General features: G+C 59.0%; 22 protein-coding genes and 1 riboswitch. Of the genes, 17 read left to right on the plus strand and 5 right to left on the minus strand.

Going from position 1 to position 20,649, the window contains the following annotated elements; genetic code table 11:
- Nucleotides 1–19: 19 nt before the first annotated feature.
- A complete protein-coding gene (fabA, locus tag CLV74_RS17730) occupies nt 20–529 on the minus strand; it encodes a bifunctional 3-hydroxydecanoyl-ACP dehydratase/trans-2-decenoyl-ACP isomerase (protein ID WP_106267432.1) in 510 nt (169 codons plus the stop codon).
- Nucleotides 530–721: 192 nt separating this feature from the next.
- Between fabA and irrA the strand changes: the two genes are divergently transcribed.
- Nucleotides 722–1,138, plus strand: coding sequence for an iron response transcriptional regulator IrrA (gene irrA / locus CLV74_RS17735; protein ID WP_106267434.1), 417 nt, complete (start codon nt 722–724; stop codon nt 1,136–1,138).
- Nucleotides 1,139–1,229: 91 nt separating this feature from the next.
- On the opposite strand, the gene CLV74_RS17740 is transcribed toward irrA, so the two are convergent.
- The 3 genes from CLV74_RS17740 to CLV74_RS17750 all read right to left on the minus strand — a co-directional run bounded on the left by CLV74_RS17740 (nt 1,230) and on the right by CLV74_RS17750 (nt 5,396).
- Nucleotides 1,230–3,851 (minus strand): hybrid sensor histidine kinase/response regulator, encoded by a 2,622-nt coding sequence (locus CLV74_RS17740; RefSeq protein ID WP_245888598.1) that lies wholly within the window; start codon nt 3,849–3,851, stop codon nt 1,230–1,232.
- Between the two features lie 25 nt (nt 3,852–3,876).
- Nucleotides 3,877–4,404, minus strand: a complete 528-nt coding sequence (locus tag CLV74_RS17745; protein ID WP_245888593.1) for a putative pterin-binding protein — start codon at nt 4,402–4,404, stop codon at nt 3,877–3,879.
- Nucleotides 4,405–4,532: 128 nt separating this feature from the next.
- Nucleotides 4,533–5,396 carry a hypothetical protein gene (locus CLV74_RS17750; protein ID WP_106267438.1) on the minus strand — a complete coding sequence of 288 codons (864 nt, stop codon included), beginning with the start codon at nt 5,394–5,396 and terminating at the stop codon, nt 4,533–4,535.
- A gap of 115 nt (nt 5,397–5,511) precedes the next feature.
- On the opposite strand from CLV74_RS17750, the gene miaB reads away from it, so the two are divergent.
- The 12 genes from miaB (at nt 5,512) to cmk (ending at nt 16,762) form a co-directional block, all read left to right on the plus strand.
- Nucleotides 5,512–6,825 carry a tRNA (N6-isopentenyl adenosine(37)-C2)-methylthiotransferase MiaB gene (miaB, locus tag CLV74_RS17755; protein WP_106267523.1) on the plus strand — a complete coding sequence of 438 codons (1,314 nt, stop codon included), beginning with the start codon at nt 5,512–5,514 and terminating at the stop codon, nt 6,823–6,825.
- Nucleotides 6,826–7,042: 217 nt separating this feature from the next.
- On the plus strand, nt 7,043–7,651 hold the full coding sequence (locus tag CLV74_RS17760; protein ID WP_106267440.1) for an OmpA family protein: 609 nt from the start codon (nt 7,043–7,045) through the stop codon (nt 7,649–7,651).
- Between the two features lie 14 nt (nt 7,652–7,665).
- Nucleotides 7,666–8,001 (plus strand): hypothetical protein, encoded by a 336-nt coding sequence (locus tag CLV74_RS17765; protein ID WP_106267443.1) that lies wholly within the window; start codon nt 7,666–7,668, stop codon nt 7,999–8,001.
- 186 nt (nt 8,002–8,187) lie between these two features.
- Nucleotides 8,188–9,189 carry a PhoH family protein gene (locus CLV74_RS17770; protein ID WP_245888594.1) on the plus strand — a complete coding sequence of 334 codons (1,002 nt, stop codon included), beginning with the start codon at nt 8,188–8,190 and terminating at the stop codon, nt 9,187–9,189.
- 5 nt (nt 9,190–9,194) lie between these two features.
- Nucleotides 9,195–9,698, plus strand: coding sequence for an rRNA maturation RNase YbeY (ybeY, locus tag CLV74_RS17775; protein ID WP_106267447.1), 504 nt, complete (start codon nt 9,195–9,197; stop codon nt 9,696–9,698).
- Nucleotides 9,699–9,738: 40 nt separating this feature from the next.
- A complete protein-coding gene (locus tag CLV74_RS17780) occupies nt 9,739–10,632 on the plus strand; it encodes a hemolysin family protein (protein ID WP_106267448.1) in 894 nt (297 codons plus the stop codon).
- A 12-nt stretch (nt 10,633–10,644) separates the two neighbouring features.
- The gene (lnt, locus tag CLV74_RS17785; RefSeq protein WP_245888595.1) at nt 10,645–12,126 is read left to right on the plus strand and encodes an apolipoprotein N-acyltransferase; all 1,482 of its coding nucleotides are present in this window, start codon (nt 10,645–10,647) and stop codon (nt 12,124–12,126) included.
- A 10-nt stretch (nt 12,127–12,136) separates the two neighbouring features.
- Nucleotides 12,137–12,186, plus strand: a riboswitch (SAM-SAH riboswitch).
- Between the two features lie 5 nt (nt 12,187–12,191).
- Nucleotides 12,192–13,361 carry a methionine adenosyltransferase gene (gene metK, locus CLV74_RS17790; RefSeq protein WP_106267450.1) on the plus strand — a complete coding sequence of 390 codons (1,170 nt, stop codon included), beginning with the start codon at nt 12,192–12,194 and terminating at the stop codon, nt 13,359–13,361.
- Nucleotides 13,362–13,482: 121 nt separating this feature from the next.
- Nucleotides 13,483–14,205 (plus strand): tRNA (guanosine(46)-N7)-methyltransferase TrmB, encoded by a 723-nt coding sequence (gene trmB / locus CLV74_RS17795; protein WP_106267528.1) that lies wholly within the window; start codon nt 13,483–13,485, stop codon nt 14,203–14,205.
- Nucleotides 14,206–14,273: 68 nt separating this feature from the next.
- Nucleotides 14,274–15,620 carry a 3-phosphoshikimate 1-carboxyvinyltransferase gene (aroA, locus tag CLV74_RS17800; RefSeq protein WP_106267453.1) on the plus strand — a complete coding sequence of 449 codons (1,347 nt, stop codon included), beginning with the start codon at nt 14,274–14,276 and terminating at the stop codon, nt 15,618–15,620.
- Between the two features lie 50 nt (nt 15,621–15,670).
- Nucleotides 15,671–16,069, plus strand: a complete 399-nt coding sequence (locus CLV74_RS17805) for a GFA family protein (RefSeq protein WP_106267455.1) — start codon at nt 15,671–15,673, stop codon at nt 16,067–16,069.
- Between the two features lie 66 nt (nt 16,070–16,135).
- The gene (cmk, locus tag CLV74_RS17810) at nt 16,136–16,762 is read left to right on the plus strand and encodes a (d)CMP kinase (protein ID WP_106267457.1); all 627 of its coding nucleotides are present in this window, start codon (nt 16,136–16,138) and stop codon (nt 16,760–16,762) included.
- Here the strand turns inward: cmk and CLV74_RS17815 are convergent.
- Nucleotides 16,747–17,163: a GNAT family N-acetyltransferase gene (locus CLV74_RS17815; protein ID WP_106267459.1), complete on the minus strand. Its 417-nt coding sequence runs from the start codon at nt 17,161–17,163 to the stop codon at nt 16,747–16,749. The genes cmk and CLV74_RS17815 overlap by 16 nt on opposite strands.
- A gap of 217 nt (nt 17,164–17,380) precedes the next feature.
- Between CLV74_RS17815 and rpsA the strand changes: the two genes are divergently transcribed.
- The 4 genes from rpsA (at nt 17,381) to CLV74_RS17835 (ending at nt 20,595) form a co-directional block, all read left to right on the plus strand.
- On the plus strand, nt 17,381–19,057 hold the full coding sequence (rpsA, locus tag CLV74_RS17820; protein ID WP_106267461.1) for a 30S ribosomal protein S1: 1,677 nt from the start codon (nt 17,381–17,383) through the stop codon (nt 19,055–19,057).
- A 239-nt stretch (nt 19,058–19,296) separates the two neighbouring features.
- Nucleotides 19,297–19,596, plus strand: a complete 300-nt coding sequence (gene ihfB / locus CLV74_RS17825; RefSeq protein WP_106267463.1) for an integration host factor subunit beta — start codon at nt 19,297–19,299, stop codon at nt 19,594–19,596.
- Between the two features lie 2 nt (nt 19,597–19,598).
- Nucleotides 19,599–19,946 (plus strand): lipopolysaccharide assembly protein LapA domain-containing protein, encoded by a 348-nt coding sequence (locus tag CLV74_RS17830; protein ID WP_106267530.1) that lies wholly within the window; start codon nt 19,599–19,601, stop codon nt 19,944–19,946.
- Nucleotides 19,947–19,950: 4 nt separating this feature from the next.
- On the plus strand, nt 19,951–20,595 hold the full coding sequence (locus CLV74_RS17835) for a phosphoribosylanthranilate isomerase (protein ID WP_106267466.1): 645 nt from the start codon (nt 19,951–19,953) through the stop codon (nt 20,593–20,595).
- Nucleotides 20,596–20,649: the final 54 nt, after the last annotated feature.

Below are 20,649 nucleotides of genomic sequence, written 5' to 3' on the forward strand. Positions count from 1 at the left end.
CTCCTTATTGTTGTTGGGATCAGCTCTCGGAGAGAGCGACCTTCATGTCCTTGACCTGATAGATGACTTCGCCGTCGGCCTCTACGATGCCGTCAGCAACGCCCATGGTCAGGCGGCGGGTTTGCACAGCTTTGGTGAAGTTCACGCGGTAGGTCAGCATCTTGCGGTCGGGACGGACCATGCCGGTCAGTTTGACCTCGCCGACACCCAGTGCGTAGCCGCGACCTAGCCAGCCGCGCCAGCCAAGGTTGAAACCGGTCAGCTGCCACAGACCGTCCAGACCCAGACAGCCGGGCATGATCGGGTTGCCGGGGAAGTGGCAGTCAAAGAACCACAGGTCGGGGGTGATGTCGAATTCTGCAATCACATGGCCTTTGCCATGCTCGCCGCCGTCGCCCGAAATCTCGGTGATGCGGTCCATCATCAGCATCGGCGGCGCGGGCAGCTGAGCGTTGCCGGGACCAAAGAGTTCGCCACGGGCACATTTCAGCAGCGCTTCCTTGTCGAAGCTGGTGGGATAATCGGCCATAAGGACGGTTCCTTGCTAGTTCGTATCACATTTTTATTGGTTGAACCCCTTATCATCGGGGGTTCCATACTGGCAAGGGGACGTAGGGTCAGAAGTCTCAAACGTGCGAATGCGCCGCTGTTGTTTACAGGCGTTGAAAAGCAGTGCAGTCCTGTCATATATTACCCTGTAACCCAAGGGACTTCAGGTAGCATGACCACCACCAGCACAGAACGCGGAACGAAATGGCTGATGCAGGCCGGTCTGCGTCCGACGCGCCAGCGTCTGGCGCTGGCAGAGTTGCTGGTTGGCGATGGTCAGGACCGTCACGTCACCGCAGAGATGCTGTTTTCCTCTGCAAAAGAGAAGGGGCACAAGGTGTCTCTGGCGACTGTTTACAACACCCTGCGGGCCTTTTGCGACGTGGGTTTGATGCAGGAAGTCACCGTGGACGGTAGCAAAAGCTACTTTGACACCAACACCCACGATCATCCTCATTTCTTCTGGGAGGATGATGGCAAGCTGACCGACGCCCCGTCGGAAGAGTTGCAGATCGTGGGCCTGCCCGATGCACCGAACGGGATGCGTATCGCGAAGGTTGATGTGGTGATCCGCCTGCGCCGCGAATAATTCGCGCCCCACTGCCGGACATGAAAACGCCGCGCCCGAGAGGGCAGTGGCGATTTTGTTTTCAACGGCTGCGTGTAGTCGGCTTTTGGCCTTACGCGCTAAGCGGCCAGGGCTCTAGTTCCAGATTGATACCGTAGCCTAGCATCATCATGGTAATTTCTACCCGCGCCCCCAGCCACGCCTGCGACAGCTCTGCCACGCCCTCTGGCATGTTGTAATCGGGGTTGGTCTTTAGCTGTGTTTGCGCCTCGGCCAAGGCGGCGTGCAGCTCGTGTAGACCAAAGCTACCGGCAGAGCCTGCGGTCTTGTGGACGATCGAGGTCGCTTCTTTGCGGTTCTCTTCGTTTTGGGCCAGCGGGACCAGCGCATCGAACGCTCGGTCGGTTTCGGTCACGAAACGCTCGACCAGCGCGCGCATTTCTTCGGGCGGCAGGTCACGGGCCAGCGCCGCGAGGAAGCTGTTGTCACCGTCGTCCTCTTCGCCAGCCGCGAAATCAATGTCGGCATCATCGTCGTCTTCGTCCGCGGTCCAGTAATGCAGGATTTTATTCAACTCGGCGCGGATGATGGGTTTCGACAGAACGTCGTTCATGCCCGCCTCGGTAAAGGTCTCGATCTCTTCGGGCAGGGCGTGGGCGGTGGCGGCGATGATCGGGGTCATCTTGTTGGGGCCTGTGCCGGAACGGATGGCGCGGGTGGCGGCAACGCCGTCCATACCGGGCATAGAGATGTCCATGAGGATCGCGTTATAGGCGGTGGCATTGGCAGCCTCGACCCCTTGCATGCCATCGTGGGCCTCGGACACGGTGTGACCGGCGCTTTCCAGCATCTCACGCAGAACACGGCGGTTGATCATGTTGTCTTCGACCATCAGCAGATTCAGGGCCTTGCCCTTTTGCGGCAGGACGACAGGAGCCTCAAACGAGTCCTCGGCGGCTTCGATGCGGATCGGGATGCGGACCCAGAACATGCTGCCTTCGCCGGGTTCCGAGGTGACGCCGATGCTGCCACGGATCATCTGCACCAGACGGCGCACGATCCCCAGACCAAGGCCCGAGCCTTCGACGTTCCGGTCATAGGTGTCATCGATGGTCTCGAAATCATCAAAGATGCGTTTCTGGTCTGCCGCCGCGATGCCGCAACCGCTGTCGATGACGCGCAGTTCCAGTTCGGGCTGGCCAGCGGGGGTTAGGGGTTCATGGATTTCGGCTTCGACGATGACTTCACCGTCTTTGGTGAATTTGATCGCGTTGTTCACCAGATTCAGCAGGACCTGACGCAGGCGGGCACGGTCGGTCTTGATGCCGGGTACCGGATTGCCCACCCAGTCAAAGCTGAGGTCGTTATCGTTCTTGCGCGCCAGACCCATTTGCGAGGCCAGAACCTCTTGCACCAGACGCTGAGGGTCGAACGAACTGATGTTCAGCGCCTCAACCTCTGTTTCCAGCTTGGTCAGATCCAGCACGTTGTTGATCAGGTCCATCAGGACGCGGCCCGAGTATTCCATGTTCTGCACGTAGAACGATTGCTTTTCGTCCATGCGGGTGTGGCGGATCAGGTCCAGCATTCCAAGCAGGCCGTTCAGGGGCGTGCGCATCTCATGGCTCATGACCGCAAGGAAGCGCGACTTGGTACGCTCACCGGCCAGTGCGCGGTCGCGTGCTTCAACGATTTCGGCCTCGGCGGCTTTGCGGGCGGAGATATCGCGGATGAACGAGACGTAAACATCCCCTTGCGGCGTGTGCGCGGTTTCGATCGACAGTTCGACAGGGAAGGTGGTCCCGTCCTTGCGTAAGGCCTCAATCTCGATCCGGCCGCCGCCAATCAGGCGGGTTTCGCCGGTGCGGCGCATCCGCTCCATACCGATGTCGTGGCCGCGACGGTATTCTTCGGGAATGATCAGATCGCGCAGGTTGGCGCCAACAGCCTCTTCGGGCTGGTAGCCAAAGATCGCAGTCGCGGCGCCATTGAATTCTTGCACGTTGCCATCGCGATCGACCACCAGAACCGCATCCAGTGCAGTGTCCAGAATGGTCTGCACACGGGCGGCCAGACTGCGCTGCTTGTTGGCGTTGCGTTCATTCAAGGCGGCCAGACGGAACAGGGCAAAGGACAGCGCGACCAGTACGATGATCATCGCAAAGGTCACAACGCCCAGAACCTGCATGGTGTGCAGAACGTTGTAGCGGGCAGCCGTCGAGATCTGGGTGAAGTTCTGAAGGTTCTTCAGCGACACCTCACGCACGACCGGCGATAGGGTGCGATAGCCATCCATCAAATCCGGAAGACCGGCGGCAAGGACCGTGTCATTCGCATCGATCAGCGGGATCGCGGCGGTCAGAACGGCGCGGATATCTTTGAAGTAGACGTCCACCGACTCGGTGCCCACATTCGTGCGCAGCGCGGTGGCGTTTTCGACCGTGGTCACACGGCTGAAGAAAATGTCGAACTTTTGCCGGAGGCTGGCCAGCGCGGCTGCATCTTCGGGCTGCAGCAAGGCTTCGTGCAGGGCGCTGGAGTAGCGCAGGAATTCCACCTCCAACTGCGAGAGCGTCCAGATGACGCTGTCACTGTTGGCTGTTTGCAGCCGCTTCTGTTTTTCAAAAACGTTCACGCTCAGGGCGAGGATCACCCCGAACGCAACTGCAAGTGCCGTGGCAACGACAGCAATGCGCGCGCCCTTAAGATAGGTCTTCCGATGAACGCTGCGCACTGGGAGCAATGCCGTTTCCTTGGTTTTAGTCCTCTTGGACTTCGATATTGCGAAGCTGCCAGATGCTGTTTGCATAGACAACTTCGGTGCGGAATGCAGGGTCGCTGTCGTAGGGGTAAACCAGCCACAGCGGACCTTTGTTACGCACAGGCATCGCATTTCCGTCCATACGAAGCGCAATTACCGGGCCGGGATAGTCCTCGGCGGGGGCGGCCATCTCGATCGCGTAGTCGTTCAGGGCAACCGCGCGGATGTTGTCCGATTTCGCGCCTACGGCTTCCAGAATTGCGCGCAGGGTCGGTCCCTCGAAGGTCTTGGTGCCTTCTGTCCAGATCGTGGTTGTCTGGAATTCCTGAATTCCCAACGCTTCCAGCATGGCGGTGTCAAAGTCGGCCTGATCACCATTGTTCGTTTCGGTGATGTTGCCTTTTACGCTAAGAACGACGGGCCCGACGGGGGCATCAAGAGCAGCTGCGCTATGGGGTGCCAGAGCACCGAATGCTACGGCACTTGCGAAAAGTGCGCCGCGCATGAATTTATCGGTAAGGTACATTTAGATTGAAACTCCATCCCAAGTCCCTTGATTTTGTAACACGTGCTCTAGTGGTCGGGCACCCAGACATTGGAAACTCATATATAACCTTTATGATGTATGCTTCCCCGAAAACCCTCAAAAAATTGTCAAAACCACTGGCCAGGTTCCATCAATCCAAGGTCCATCAACTGGGATGACGACCAATCGAATCTGGTAGAATTGCGCCACATGAAAGTGTGGATATCGAATGAGCTGCCCGGATTGCGTCGCAGGGCCTTTGCAGTCCGAAATGATATTATCGCGCCGGTGATATTGTGGTGCCACGGGCAGGCATAGGTATTGTACTCTTCCAATGTGAAGGTGAAATCGTCACGCAGGCGGGCCTCGGGCGTGGCACGGAAGATTGAAATCCGGTCGATCTTCCGCCGCGTGCTGGGAATATGCTCTTCAAAGCGCCATCGCAGGCCGCCGTAAAAGTTCAACTGGCGGTCTTTGGGATGCCGGTTTTCGTCGGGACGCCCCAGCGCGAAATAGCCGGTACGGTCCATATGGGCGTCTTTCAGATCAACCGCGTTGGGGTTGGCCGACAGATCGCTGGCGTAGACATCCACCACATAGGTCAGAATGGCCGAGCGACGCTCTTCCGTGTGGAAGGTTGCCATTTCCCCGACGGTGCGTGTCTCGCAGAAGGGATAGAACAGGTACTCGGCGTTAAAGCAGTAATACAGCCATTGGCCAGTCGCGATGTCCGATATCGCGTTCACGGCGTCGGGCACTGCATGGTCGGGCAGCATGTTGTAGGGCACGAAATGAACCGTTGATTCGAGCTCCGGTTCCAAATCGATCGTCGAGGCGGCCAGAACGATCACCTGTTTAAAGCCCAGTTTCTGGTGATGCAGAATGGTCGAGTCGACCTCAACGGGGTCTTCTGCAAAGATCAGCGCGATTGGACCTTTGGTCATGGCCGCTGCGCCGCGTTTCAGGAAGTCCGCAAGATTCGTGTATCGCATTGATCGCCCGCTCTTTTTGTCCCGCATAGGTTGGGTCATTCTGCCTGCCATTGCAAGCTGCTGGCTGAAAGGGTAAAGACTGCCGTCAATTCCCCTTCAGAACCGGATGCGTGCCATGGCAGAGCCTAAAAAGCTGTATATCAAAACCTATGGCTGTCAGATGAACGTCTATGACAGTGAACGGATGTCCGAGGTCATGGAGGGCTATCAGCGCACGGAAAATCCCGATGACGCGGATATGATCCTGCTGAACACCTGCCACATCCGCGAAAAGGCCGCCGAAAAGGTCTATTCGGAACTGGGCCGTTTTAAGCATCTGAAAGCCGAAAAGCCCGATCTGCGTATTGGTGTTGCCGGCTGTGTCGCTCAGGCCGAGGGCGAAGAGATCATGCGTCGTCAGCCGATGGTCGATCTGGTTGTGGGTCCGCAAAGCTATCACCGCCTGCCCGAGCTGGAGGCCCGCTCGCGCAAGGGCGAAAAGCCCGTGGACATCGATTTCCCCGAAGAGGACAAGTTCGAAAAGCTGAAAGGCCGTCCCAAGGCCAGCCGCGGCCCGACTGCATTCCTGTCGGTGCAGGAAGGTTGTGACAAGTTCTGCGCCTTCTGCGTGGTGCCTTACACCCGCGGGGCCGAGGTTTCGCGCCCTGTAGAGCAGGTACTGCGTGAGGCCCATGATCTGGTTGAGCGTGGCGTGAAAGAGATCACGCTGTTGGGTCAGAACGTGAATGCCTACCACGGCGAAGGGGTAGGGGGGACTTGGTCGCTGGCCAAGCTGATCTGGGAGCTGGATAAGATCGACGGGCTAGAGCGGATCCGCTTTACTACCAGCCACCCCAACGACATGAGTGATGATCTGATTGAGGCCCATGGTACCTGCTCCAAGCTGATGCCGTACCTGCACCTGCCGGTGCAGTCGGGCAGCGACAAGATCCTCAAGCGGATGAACCGCAGCCACACCGCCGAATCCTACCTGCGCCTGATCGAGCGTATCCGCGAAGCCCGCCCTGACATTCTGATGTCGGGTGACTTCATTGTCGGTTTCCCTGAAGAGACCGAAGAGGATTTCCAGGACACCATGGCGCTGCTTGAGGCGGTTAAATACGGCTATGCGTTCTCGTTCAAATATTCGACCCGCCCCGGCACCCCTGCGGCAGAGCGGGCGCAGGTGGATGACGATGTTGCCTCGGACCGTCTGCAGCGCTTGCAGGCACTGATCACCAAGCATCAGCGCGAAGTGCAGGATGCGATGGTTGGCCGGACCGTAAATGTCCTCTTTGAAAAGCCCGGTCGTCTGGATGGCCAGATGGTCGGCAAATCAGAGTATCTGCACGCCGTTCACGTGACCGCAGAGGGCCTGAAGGCAGGCGATTTGCGTCAGGTCGAGATTACACAAAGCGGTCCGAACTCTTTAGCGGGGCGTTTGCTCTGATTCGAAAACACCGTTGCGCAAATGGTCGACGGTAGGTTGACTGTGTCCTCATGATCGTCAACATGGGGTCATTAGGGTGTATTGTTTGTGTTTTTTGTGCAATGCGGGGGAATTAACCCTCTAATAGCCAAATTCCCCGATAGTGCATCCGCATAGGTTCAGGTTAGTTTGATTTAATCCTGGCGCTTAGCGCGAAATGTAGACGGGAAAGTCAGAGATGTTTTTGAAAAGTGTGCGCACCGCAGCGGCTGCTGTAGCCACCCTGTGCACCCTACATGTGGGTGTAGCTGCGGCGGATCAAGGTTATGTGACCAACGGCGATTACGGCCAGTTGAAGATCAAGCAGGGTGAAACCATTGTGGTGGATGGCGAACGTTACGTTCCCACGATCTGGGTTGACCCCGATGGGTGTGAACACTGGGTGATGGATGACGGTGCCGAAGGGTATATGACCCCGAACGTGCGCCGCGATGGCACCCCCGTTTGCCGTGAGGTGAACCTGTGCGGCGTTCTGAACACCGACCAGTATTTCGCCACCGACAGCGCCAAGATCGGTCCCGCAGGCCGCAAGACTCTGGCCGAGTTCTTCAAGAACGCATCGGCGCGCGCCTATATCGTCATGGGCCACACCGACAGCCGCGCCAGTGACGAATACAACATGAAGCTCTCGCTGCGTCGCGCGAACGCAGTTGCTGCCGTCGGCAACGACACCGGCGCGACCATCATGGACATTCGCGGTTATGGCGAACGTCAGCCGAAGGCACCTAACGACAGTGCCGCCAACATGGCGAAGAACCGCCGCGTTGAAATTTTCTGCATTCGTTAAGACTGGGGCCGGATATGAAACTGACAAAAGCGATCATTCTGTGCTGTGGCGCTCTGGCTCTGGCCGGTTGTGAAGGCGGTACGTGGGAAGGCGGCCTTTGGGGCAACAACAATGGCGATATGACCCGCGACCGCGGCATCGACCAGAAAGACCTCAGCCAGCTGCAAGCCGGTATCTGGGTCGATCCCAACGGCTGTGACCACTGGATCATCGATGATGGCGTCGAAGGCTACCTCAGCCAGCGTCTGGACAAATACGGCAAGCCCGTGTGCTCGGGTGCCGCGCCGCCGAACACCGCGACCGGCAACTTCAAGGCTGGCGCAACCGCGCTGATCGGTGACCCGATCTAAGCGGATGCCCGCAAATGTAACTGCTCAAAACCCCGGCCAAGTGCCGGGGTTTTTTGTATCTGGATCATGACAAAATCACGCGCCCTCTTGCGCCCCTATCCGCAAGTTGGCAACCTTGGGGAAAGACCTTATCGGAGAGCCCTTTGACAATCTGCCCCCTGTTTCCGCGCAACTATGCGGTGGCCCATGGCTGAACTATTCATTCAGTTTGATGACAACCGGCTGATGTCCATTCTCTGCGGAGAATACGACCGGCACTTGACCCAGATCGAGAAAGCGCTGGAAGTCCAGCTTTTGCGACGGGGAAACCAGATTACCATCGTTGGCGAGGAAGCCCCCGCGCAGGACGCGCTGGATGTTCTTGAGGCGCTTTATGAGCGTCTGGAAGGCGGTCGCCCCGTGGAAAGCGCCGACGTAGATCGCGAATTGCGCATGGGGCATCCCGCCGAGCCTGAGTCGGGTCCGTCCGACCAGTTGGAAATGTTCGGGCGCGGCTCTTATGAGATCAAAACGCGCAAGAAAGTGATCGAACCCCGAACGGATGCTCAGAAAGCCTATGTGAAGGCCTTGTTCGAACATGAACTGGCCTTTGGCATCGGGCCTGCCGGTACGGGTAAAACCTATCTGGCCGTCGCGGTTGGCGTGTCCATGTTCATCGACGGCAAGGTGGACCGGATCATTCTGTCCCGTCCCGCTGTTGAGGCGGGCGAGCGTTTGGGCTTTTTGCCCGGCGCGATGGAGGACAAGGTCGATCCCTACATGCAGCCGCTTTATGACGCGCTGAATGATTTCCTTCCCGGCAAGCAACTGGCCAAGCTGAAGGAAGAAAAGAAGATCGAGATTGCGCCGCTGGCCTTCATGCGCGGACGGACCCTGTCCAATGCCTTTGTGGTGCTGGACGAGGCGCAGAACGCCACGACCATGCAGATGAAGATGTTCCTGACCCGTCTGGGTGAAGGCAGCCGCATGGTGATCACGGGTGACCGCTCGCAGGTGGACTTGCCGCGCGGCGTTCAATCGGGTCTGGCCCATGCCGAGCAACTGCTTGGGAATATTCCTGACATCAGCTTTAGCTACTTCACCTCGTCGGATGTGGTTCGTCACCCGCTGGTGCGTGCTATCATCGAGGCCTATGACGACGACGCCCAAAAAGCGATCGCCCGTCAGCAGCGCCAGCAACAGCAGTAATCCTGATGCTGACCGATTGCGTGTTTGAGGACGAGCGGTGGGAAGACGCCGGATTGGAAGCTCTGGCGGAAACTGCCGCTCGGGCCACGTTAGAGCATCTGGAGCTAGGGACGGCGGGCTATGAGATCGTCGTTCTGGCCTGCGACGATGCCCGCATCAAAGAGCTGAACGCGGATTTCCGTGAGAAGGACAAAGCGACAAATGTGTTGTCGTGGCCGTCCGAGGAACGGGCCCCTGATGAACCCGGTGAGACGCCGTTTTATCCCGACATTCCCGATCCTGACGGACCACCGGAAGAGCTTGGTGATATCGCGATTTCCTATGATACCTGCCTGCGCGAAGCCGAAGAGGGGGGCATCCCCTTTGCCAACCATGTGACCCATTTGATGGTTCATGCGGTGCTTCACTTGCTGGGGCACGATCACATTGATGACGCAGATGCGACACTGATGGAAGGAATCGAGACTCAGGTACTTGGCAAAATGGGTATTCCTGACCCATATAATTGAGAAATGGCGGCGAATGCCGTGCAGCTCGAGAAACGGATTAATGGGCGATACGAACGAGGGATCTAGTGCGGCGCAGAGCGCGCTGCCGTTGATAGAAGAGACTCCGGTGGAGTCTGGCGGATTTTTCCGCCGATTTCTGGCGAAGAAACAGCCGGCGCAGGACGATACGGCTCCGGCTGGAACCGATAGTTTGCCCGGCCCCGCCCCTGTGGGGATGATGAACCTGCGGCGGATGCGCGTCGAGGATGTCTCGGTCCCGAAGGCCGAGATTGTAGCGATCCCTTCCGATATTTCCGAAGCCGATCTGGTTGAGGTGTTCCGCGACAGCGGTATGACCCGCTTGCCTGTTTATGAAGGCACCTTGGATACGCCGATTGGGATGATCCACCTGAAGGACTTTGCTTTGCGGCACGGGTTTAACGGGGTGCATGAGTCGTTTGATCTGCGCACCATGATCCGTCCCTTGCTGTTCGTGCCGCCGTCGATGCCCATCGGGGTTCTGCTGCAAAAGATGCAGTCCGAACGCCGCCATATGGCATTGGTGATTGATGAATACGGTGGTGTGGACGGTCTTTTGACCATCGAAGATCTGATCGAACAGGTCGTGGGTGAGATCGAAGACGAGCACGACACCGACGAAGACCAGTTCTGGACGGTGGATTCCAAAGGGCGCTACATCGTTCTGGCGAAAACCCCGCTGGAAGATTTCGAGGGCGAACTTGGTCAGAGCCTGACCGATCATGACGACGTGGACGGCGAAGAGATCGATACGCTTGGCGGTCTGGTCTTCATGCTGGCGGGCCGTGTGCCTGCCCGCGGTGAGGTGATCCAGCACCCCGACGGGATCGAGTTCGAGGTGATCGACGCCGACCCTCGTCGCATCAAGCGGATGCGTGTGCGTCCCGTGCCCCAGCCCCTTGAGGCCGGAGCTTAACGGGGTTTGCGTTTGATCCGCACTCTTTTGCCGCTCTTTGCGGGGGCGTTGGCTGCATTGGGCCAAGCGCCCTTTGACCTTTTGCCTGCCTTGATTGCAGGGCTTTCGGCTGTGATCTGGCTAACCGCAACGGCGCCACGCCCTTGGGTGGCGGCGCGGCGGGCGTGGCTGGGGGGCACAGGATACTTCGCGGTCTCTCTTAGTTGGATCGTTGAACCCTTTATGATCGAGCCGGAAATCTACGGATGGATGGCCCCTTTCGCGCTGGTCTTCATGGCGGCGGGGCTGGCCCTGTTCTGGGGGCTTGCGGGGTGGCTGGCGTTGCGCTTGCGCGGTGGGATTTGGGCCGTTGCGGCGGCGCTCGCGCTGACGGATTTGCTGCGGTCTTATGTGCTGACCGGCTTTCCTTGGGGGATGGCGGCACAGGCAACGGTGGATTGGCCTGTGTATCAATTGGCGCAATACATCGGTCCTCATGGGGTGAACTTACTGGTGCTGCTATTCTGCGCGACGCTGGCCTATGTGCTGGCCTCGTGGCGGTCGATACCGGCCTTTGGTCTTAGTGTTGCTGCCGCACTGGCGCTACTTTGGCCCATGCCGGATGTGCAGGTGGCCACTGATGCGCCAATTGTGCGGGTGTTGCAGCCCAACGCGGCGCAGGCTGAAAAATGGCTACCCGGCAATGCGCAGAAGTTCTTTGACCGGCAGTTGGACTTTTCCGCCGTGCCTGCGCCCGAGGCGCCTGCGCTGGTGGTCTGGCCCGAAACCGCTGTGCCCTTCTTGTTGGAACGGGCAGGGTTGGCCTTGGCCCAGATTTCGTTGTCTGCTGGTGATGCGCATTCGCTCGTCGGTATCCAGCATAGCGATGACTGGGGGCGGTGGTATAACTCGGCCGCGCTGGTGACGCCGGAGGGTGAGGTCTCGGACCTTTACGACAAGCACCACCTTGTGCCCTTCGGGGAATATATGCCCGTGCGCTGGCTGTTCCGCTGGTTGGATATCGCGGGGCTGGCGGCGAATGACAGCTCTGGCTACTGGCCGGGGCCGGGGCCGCAGGTGATCCCAGTCCCCGGGGTGGGCAAGGTGTTGCCGCTGATCTGCTATGAGGCCATCTTCCCGCAGGATATCCTGCAATCGCCCGAGCGTCCCGATCTGTTGGTCCAAATTACCAATGACGCGTGGTTCGGGACATTTTCGGGACCGTACCAGCATCTGGCCCAAGCGCGGATGCGCGCGATCGAAACCGGTTTGCCCATGGTGCGGTCGGCCAATACCGGCGTTTCGGCGGTGATCGCGCCCAACGGGCAGGTGATGCAGCAGATCGCCTTGGGGCAGGACGGGTTTATCGATGTGCGCTTGCCAGCCGCGAAACCCGCGCCGATCTACAGCCAAACGGGTGATTGGAGCGCGTTGGTTCTGATTTTAGGGATCTTCTGGATGGGAGTCCGGTTTCGCGGCAATATTTCCGTTGACGCGGAGAGGGCGGCGTCCTAGGTCCGACATATTCCTGTCACAACGGCTTCCTGGCGTGACAGATGACCCTGTAATGGAGCACTTTCATGACCCGACAGAATTACATCTTCACCTCGGAATCCGTCTCCGAGGGGCATCCCGACAAAGTGTGTGACCGTATTTCCGATGCGGTGCTGGACACGCTGCTGGCGGAAGAGCCCAACGCCCGCGTCGCGTGCGAGACTTTTGCCACCAGTGGTATGGTCGTTATTGGCGGCGAGGTTGGCCTGTCGGATCAGGAAAACCTCAAGAACTACATGGGCCGTATCGGCCAGATCGCCCGCGATTGCATCCGTGACATCGGCTATGAGCAAGAGCACTTTCACTGGAACACCTGCCACGTGCTGAACTTCCTGCACGAACAGTCGGCCCACATCGCCCAAGGCGTGGACCGTGACGGGGCAGGGGACCAAGGGATCATGTTCGGTTTCGCCACCAACGAAACCCCCGAGATGATGCCCGCGCCGATCCAATACGCTCACGCGGTCCTGCGCCGACTGGCCGAGGCGCGTAAGTCCGGCGCCGAGCCGACCCTTCGACCCGACGCCAAGTCGCAGGTCTCGCTGCGCTATGAAAATGGCAAACCGGTTGAAGTGACCTCGATCGTGCTCTCGCACCAGCACGTGGATGAGGCGCAGACCAGTGACGATATCCGCGCGATTGTCGAGCCTTACATCCGCGAGATCATCCCTGCCGAGTTGCTGACCGAAAAGACCGAATGGTGGGTGAACCCCACCGGTACCTTCGTGATCGGTGGTCCTGATGGCGATGCAGGTCTGACAGGCCGCAAGATCATCGTGGACACCTATGGCGGTGCGGCACCCCACGGGGGCGGTGCGTTCTCGGGGAAAGACCCGACCAAGGTGGACCGCTCGGCGGCCTATGCGGCGCGTTATGTAGCCAAGAATATCGTGGCAGCTGGTTTGGCGGACAAATGTACGCTGCAGGTGAGCTATGCGATTGGCGTCGCGAAGCCCTTGTCGATTTACGTGGACTTCCACGGCACCGGCAAGATTGAGGAAGCCGCGCTAGAGCAAGCGATCCCCCGCGTGATGGATCTGACCCCCAAGGGCATCCGTACCCATCTGGACCTGAACAAACCGATCTATGAGCGTACCGCGGCCTACGGCCACTTTGGCCGCGCGCCCGAAGCCGACGGTGGTTTCAGCTGGGAATGCACCGATCTGGTAGATGCGCTGCTAAAAGAAATCCGCTGATTTTGAGCGGATCGCGATATCTGGACGGGGCCCCTTGCGGGCCCTGTTTCGTTTTTGAGTATTTGGACGATAAGGAAGCAGGGGCTTGTTTTGCCTCATGCGCGGCTTTATTGGGCAGGCCATGAGCGACGAGACTTCGAACAACCACCCCTCGGGCGCCCCGTGGCGCAACTTTTATGGCCGGTTCAAAGGGAAGACCCTGCGACCGAACCAGAAGGAATTTCTGGAAGAGGATCTGGAGGCGCTGTCTCCGGGGCCGGTGGGTTGGGATGTGAACCCTGACCGTGAAAAGCTGGATGTGGATGCCATGTTCGACGGGCGGCCTTTGTGGCTGGAGATCGGCTTTGGCGGTGGCGAACATCTGGTGCATATGGCCAAGACCTACCCCGAGATCGGCATCATCGGCTGTGAGCCTTTCATCAACGGGGTTGCGATGCTGCTGGGTAAGATCCGTGAGGCCGGTGTGACGAACCTGAAGGTTCATCCCGGTGATGCACGGAACCTCTTTGATGTGTTGCCCGAGGGCTGCGTTGAGAAGGCATTTCTGAACTACCCTGACCCTTGGCCGAAGAAGCGCCATCATCGCCGCCGTTTTGTGACTCAAGAGCATTTGCAGCCCTTGGCTCAGGTGATGGCTGAAGGGTCGGAATTCCGCGTCGCGACCGACATTCCCGACTACGTGCGCCAGACCATGCAAGAGGTGCCCAAGGCCGGTTTTGAATGGCTGGCCGAGGGCCCGAGCGATTGGCGGGAGCCTTGGGGAGACTGGATCTCGACTCGCTATGAGCAGAAGGCTTTGCGCGAGGGGCGCACGCCCCATTATATGACTTTCCGTCGTCAATAAGTGGTGATGGACCACGCCTCTTGGTTGCGCTAACACAGGGGCGGTTTTGAAATCGAAGAGGAAATTCCATGTCCGCACACGGCACGCCTATTCCGATGACGTCCTATGCCTCGGGGCCGCTGAGCGGCGAGGCGCATGTGCCCGGTGACAAGTCGATCAGCCATCGTTCGTTGATCCTTGGGGCTATGGCCATTGGCGAGACCCGCATCACTGGCCTTCTGGAAGGGCAGGATGTGCTGGACACCGCCAAGGCGATGGCGGCATTCGGCGCGGAAGTGACCAACCACGGCGGTGGCAACTGGTCCGTAAAGGGCGTGGGCGTCGGTGGTTTTGCCGAGCCGGACAATGTGATCGATTGCGGCAACTCGGGCACTGGTGTGCGTCTGATCATGGGCGCGATGGCGACTTCGGCCATTACCGTGACCTTCACCGGCGATGCCAGCCTGAACAAACGTCCTATGGCGCGTGTGACCGATCCGCTGGCGCTGTTTGGCACCCAATCCGTGGGTCGCAGCGGTGGCCGACTGCCGATGACCATCGTCGGCGCAGCTGATCCGGCGCCGGTGCGCTACACCGTGCCTGTACCCTCGGCGCAGGTGAAATCGGCGGTGTTGCTGGCCGGTCTGAACGTTCCCGGTGAGACCGTGGTGATCGAGCAGGAAGCCACCCGCGATCACACCGAACGGATGCTGGAAGGTTTCGGCGCAGAGATCACCACCGAGGTGACCGATGAGGGCCGCGTGATTACCTTGAAAGGCCAGCCTGAGCTTAAGCCGCAGGATATCACTGTCCCGCGCGATCCGTCCTCGGCGGCGTTTCCTGTTTGTGCGGCCATCCTGACGCCGGGCTCGGATGTCTTGGTGCCGAACATCGGTCTGAACCCGACACGCGCGGGGCTGTTTACCACTCTGCGTGAGATGGGCGCTGACCTGACCTATGAGAATGAGCGTGTTGAGGGCGGTGAGCCGATGGCTGATCTGCGCGCCCGCTATTCGCCCAACATGAAGGGCATCAGCGTCCCGCCCGAGCGGGCGGCCAGCATGATCGACGAATACCCTGTGTTGTCGGTCGTTGCGGCGAATGCCGAAGGCGTGACCGAAATGCGTGGCGTGAAAGAACTGCGCGTGAAGGAAAGCGACCGGATCGACGCAATGGCTGTTGGCCTGCGCGCTAACGGCGTTCAGGTGGATGAGGGCGAGGATTGGTGGACGGTCACCGGTCTTGGTGCGGGGAATGTGCCGGGCGGCGCGACCTGTGCGACCCATCTGGATCACCGGATCGCCATGTCCTTCCTTGTGTTGGGTCTGTGCAGCAAGCAGCCGATCAGCGTGGATGACGGTGGCGCGATTGCTACCAGCTTCCCGATTTTTGAAAGCTTGATGGGCGGGCTTGGCGCCAAGATCGAGCGGACCTGAGTTATCACGGGGCGGCCTTCGGGCCGCCTTTTTCATTCTAGGAGGCGGCGATGGTCAAAGGGGCCTGTGAGTGTGGCGCGATCACCTATGAGATGGGCGCGGAATTGGGGCCGGTGACGGCGTGTCACTGCAGCCAGTGTCGTAAAATCAGCGGTCATTTCACTGCCGCGACGCCTGCGCCGATCGAGGCCGTGGCAATCAAGGGTGAGGTGCGCTGGTATCGATCCAGCCAGAGAGCGCAGCGGGGCTTTTGTCCGACCTGTGGCAGCTATCTGTTCTGGGAAGAGTTTGACGGGCTTTTATATTTGATGGCTGGCGCATTCGAGGCACCGACCGGTCTGCAGATGGACGGTCATATCTACTACGGGGACAAGGGTGATTACTATGAGGTCCGCGATGGTTTGCCCCGCTATCAGACCGGCCGGAAAAGTCAGGTGATCAAGGATTAACCCCTGCGACTTGTCCCCACCCGATTGGTGCGCTACCAATCGGGTCTGTTCCAGAGGGAGGCGCAAATGGTAGCGTTTACAGTGGCAATCGATGGTCCCGCAGCGTCCGGCAAGGGCACTATCAGCCGTGCCATCGCGGCGCATTTCGGATTTGCCCATCTGGACACGGGCCTGCTGTATCGCGCCACAGGGCGCAAGACTTTGGACGGCACCCCTGCGTTGGAGGCAGCGCAGAACCTGATGGCCAGCGATCTGCAAGGAGATGCCCTGCGCACGCCCGAAGTGGCACAAGCTGCCAGCAAAGTCGCTGCCATGCCCGAGGTGCGCAAAGCGCTGGTGGATTTCCAGCGGGCCTTCGCGGCACGGGCAGGGGGCGCGGTTCTGGATGGTCGCGACATCGGCACCGTGATTTGCCCGCAAGCGCAGGTAAAGCTGTTCGTCACCGCCAGCGACCAGATCCGCGCTGACCGTCGCTGGAAGGAACTGACCTACAAAGGCCATAAGGTTACGCTGGACGAGGTTCTGTCCGATCTGCGTGAACGGGATCGCCGTGACAGCACCCGTGCCGACGCACCGCTGAAAGCGGCTTCGGATGCGATTTCCTTGGACACGACGACGCTGTCGATCGAAGAGGCCGTGGCCGCCGCGGTCAAAGAGATTGAGGCGCGGATGGCTGCTCAGGAAACGCTCTGATTCAGGCGTTCCATCCGGCAATAGGGGCGGCCGTTCTTGATCACGCCGTCCTCATAGATGCGAAACCCGAACCGCTGATAAAGGCCGCTGGCCTCGGATCGGGCGTCCAGAAAGATGCGGGGCGCATCGCTGAACTGGTACAGAACATGGCGCAGCATCCGGCTGCCAATCCCCTGACCCTGCCATTGGGGCAGGGTGGCGAACTTGCGCAGTTGAACGCCTTGGGGTGTGTTGAATAGGGACACCACGCAGACCAGATCGTCGCCCTGAAAGGCTCCGAAATGGGTGGCGGAATCATCTTGGTCCACGCGCGAGAAATCCCGAGGATGGTCGGGCCACAACACCGCGTGGCGCAGGTCCAGCGCGGCCTCGGTGGAAATCGGGCGAATTGATAGGCTCATTTCGGCAGGATCTTGCGAAAAGTGGCTGTTTGGCTTGCTTCAAGCGAGGAAACCGACTAATAGCCAGCCCGTCAATACGGCGTAAGACCGAAAGAACAGCAGGGTCGGATCATTCCCCGGCCCTCTTTGTTTTGCAAAACGCTGACAGACCAATCCCAAGACCGGCGGAGACAACCGCTCGGCCAGAAAAACGTTAGTAAAAGGAAAAACGGACGCTATGGCGAACGCATCGATGGAGGAATTCGAAGCCCTCCTGCAAGAAAGCTTCGAGATTGACACCCCTGAAGAAGGTTCGGTTGTCAAAGGCAAGATCATCGCGATTGAAGCGGGTCAGGCCATCATCGACGTAGGCTACAAAATGGAAGGCCGCGTTGATCTGAAAGAATTCGCAAACCCTGGCGAAGCTCCCGACGTTGCAGTAGGCGACGAAGTGGAAGTGTTCCTGCGCAGCGCAGAGAACGCCCGTGGCGAAGCAGTTATCTCGCGTGAGATGGCCCGCCGCGAAGAAGCTTGGGACCGTCTGGAAAAAGCATACGCAGACGACGCACGTGTCGAAGGCGCGATCTTCGGCCGCGTCAAAGGTGGCTTCACTGTGGATCTGGGTGGCGCGGTTGCGTTCCTGCCCGGCTCGCAAGTTGACGTACGCCCCGTGCGTGACGCAGGCCCGCTGATGGGTCTGAAGCAGCCCTTCCAGATCCTGAAAATGGACCGTCGTCGTGGCAACATCGTTGTATCGCGTCGCGCCATCCTGGAAGAGTCGCGCGCCGAACAGCGTGCAGAAGTTATCGCCAACCTCAGCGAAGGTCAGGCGGTCGAAGGTGTTGTCAAGAACATCACCGAATACGGTGCATTCGTTGACCTGGGCGGCGTAGACGGCCTGCTGCACGTCACCGACATGGCATGGCGTCGTGTGAACCACCCGAGCGAGATCCTGACCATCGGCGAAACCGTCAATGTTCAGGTTATCAAGATCAACAAAGACACGCACCGCATCAGCCTGGGCATGAAGCAGCTGCAGGCCGATCCGTGGGATTCGGTTGCCAGCAAGTACCCGCTGGAATCGGTTCACAACGGTCGCGTCACCAACATCACCGACTACGGTGCATTTGTTGAGCTGGAGCCCGGCGTTGAAGGTCTGGTACACGTTTCGGAAATGTCGTGGACCAAGAAGAACGTACACCCCGGCAAGATCGTTTCGACCTCGCAGGAAGTCGAAGTCATGGTTCTGGAAATCGACGAATCCAAGCGTCGCGTTTCGCTGGGCCTCAAGCAGTGCATGCGCAACCCCTGGGAAGTCTTTGCTGAGACCCACCCCGAGGGCACCGTTGTCGAAGGCGAAGTCAAGAACATCACCGAATTCGGTCTGTTCATTGGCCTGGAAGGCGACATCGACGGCATGGTTCACCTCAGCGATCTGACCTGGGAAGGTCGTGGCGAAGACGTGATCGGCAACTACAACAAAGGCGACGTCGTGAAGGCTGTCGTCTCGGAAGTAGACGTCGAGAAAGAGCGTATCTCGCTGTCGGTTAAAGCAGTTGAAGGCGACCCCTTCGCGGACGCCATCGGCGGCGTGAAGCGTGGCTCGATCATCACTGTTGAAGTGACCGCAATCGAAGAAGGCGGCATCGAGGTCGAGTACGAAGGCATGAAGTCGTTCATCCGTCGTTCGGACCTGTCGCGTGACCGCGCTGACCAGCGCCCCGAGCGCTTCCAGACCGGTGACAAGATCGACGTTCGCGTCACCAACATCGACAGCAAGTCGCGTCGTCTGGGTCTGTCGATCAAAGCACGCGAGATCGCAGAAGAGAAAGAAGCCGTGGAACAGTACGGCAGCTCGGATTCGGGTGCATCGCTGGGTGATATCCTTGGCGCAGCCCTGAAGGGCGACGAGTAATCGTCACTTAACCGTCTGAGAATATTAGGCCCCGTAGCGCAAGCTGCGGGGCTTTTTCTTTGTTTGATTCGGTTGACGGCACCCGCCATGCGCGATTTGGTGGGGATAAGTCGTGGGATTTCCGCCCGTTACAGCAGAAAACATGCGATTTTTGTGGTGTGATCAGTGATTTTGTTTCGTTTTCATATGTTTGTGCCTATTATCGGGTACCAACGATACGTGGTGAGGGGGAACGTCCGATGATCCGATCGGAACTCATTCAAATCATTGCCGATGAAAATCCGCACCTGTACCAGCGGGACGTGGAGCGCATTGTGAATACGGTATTTGAGGAGATAACCGAAGCAATGGCGCGCGGCGACCGGGTAGAGCTTCGTGGCTTTGGCGCATTTTCCGTCAAGCGTCGCGACGCGCGTGTGGGCCGAAACCCGCGCACCGGCGAAACTGTTGAAGTAGAGGAAAAATTCGTTCCTTTCTTCAAAACCGGAAAATTGCTACGAGACCGTCTGAACGGTCTGGAAGAGTCTGAAGAAGAATAATGATCCGCTACATTCGCTACGCCTTTCTCGCAGTTATTGCACTGTGTCTGGTGGCTATTGCCGCTGCCAATCGTGACGTCATCAGCCTCTCGCTGTTTCCGCAGGTGGTTGAGGATCTGGTGGGGTGGAATGCCTCGATCCAGTTGCCTCTGTTCATCGTGGTCTTCGGCGGCATCGTTGCCGGTCTGCTGATCGGTTTCGTGTGGGAGTGGCTGCGTGAGGCCAAGCACCGCGCAGAAGCAAGCCGCCAGAAGCGTGCAGCTCGTGAGCTGTCCCGCGAGGTGGAAAAGCTGAAGGGCGAGAAGCATCAGGGTAAAGACGAAGTTCTGGCACTGCTGGACAACGCCTGAGCCGATGCCCGCAACAACGCGCGTTAAGATCTGCGGTCTCAGCACCGCAAAAGACATCCGCGTCGCGGCAGAAGCCGGGGCGCGGTATGTTGGTTTCGTGTTCTTCCCCAAAAGCCCTCGTAATGTGACGATCCAGCAGGCCCGCGATCTGGCCGTGGACGTGCCTTTGGGTGTGGCCAAGGTGGCGCTGACCGTGAATGCAGACAACGATCTGCTGGACGCGATCACCAGCGCCGTGCCGTTGGACATGATCCAGCTGCATGGCAGCGAAAGCCCCGAGCGTGTGACCGAGGTCAAGGCCCGCTATGGTCTGCCGGTCATGAAGGTGGTGGGGCTGTCCTCAGCTGACGATCTGACCCGTATCGCGGATTATGAGACTGTTGCCGACCAGATTTTGGTGGATGCCAAAGCGCCGAAGGATGCGGACCTGCCCGGCGGCAATGGTCTGAGCTTTGACTGGCGGCTTTTGGAAGGGCGCGAATGGGCGGTGCCGTGGATGCTGGCCGGTGGTTTGCACGCTGGCAACGTGGCCGAGGCAATCGCCCGCACCGGTGCCCGTCAGGTGGATCTGTCCTCAGGCGTGGAAAGCGCGCCTGGTGTCAAAGATCCGGCAAAAATACGTGAATTCATGCAGGCCGCTCTGGCCTGACGCGCGGCATTCGGGCGACCCTTTCGCAGGGGCGCTACAGAATGCCGCTTTTCG

This window comes from Donghicola tyrosinivorans, assembly GCF_003003355.1.
Taxonomy (GTDB): Bacteria; Pseudomonadota; Alphaproteobacteria; order Rhodobacterales; family Rhodobacteraceae; genus Donghicola; species Donghicola tyrosinivorans.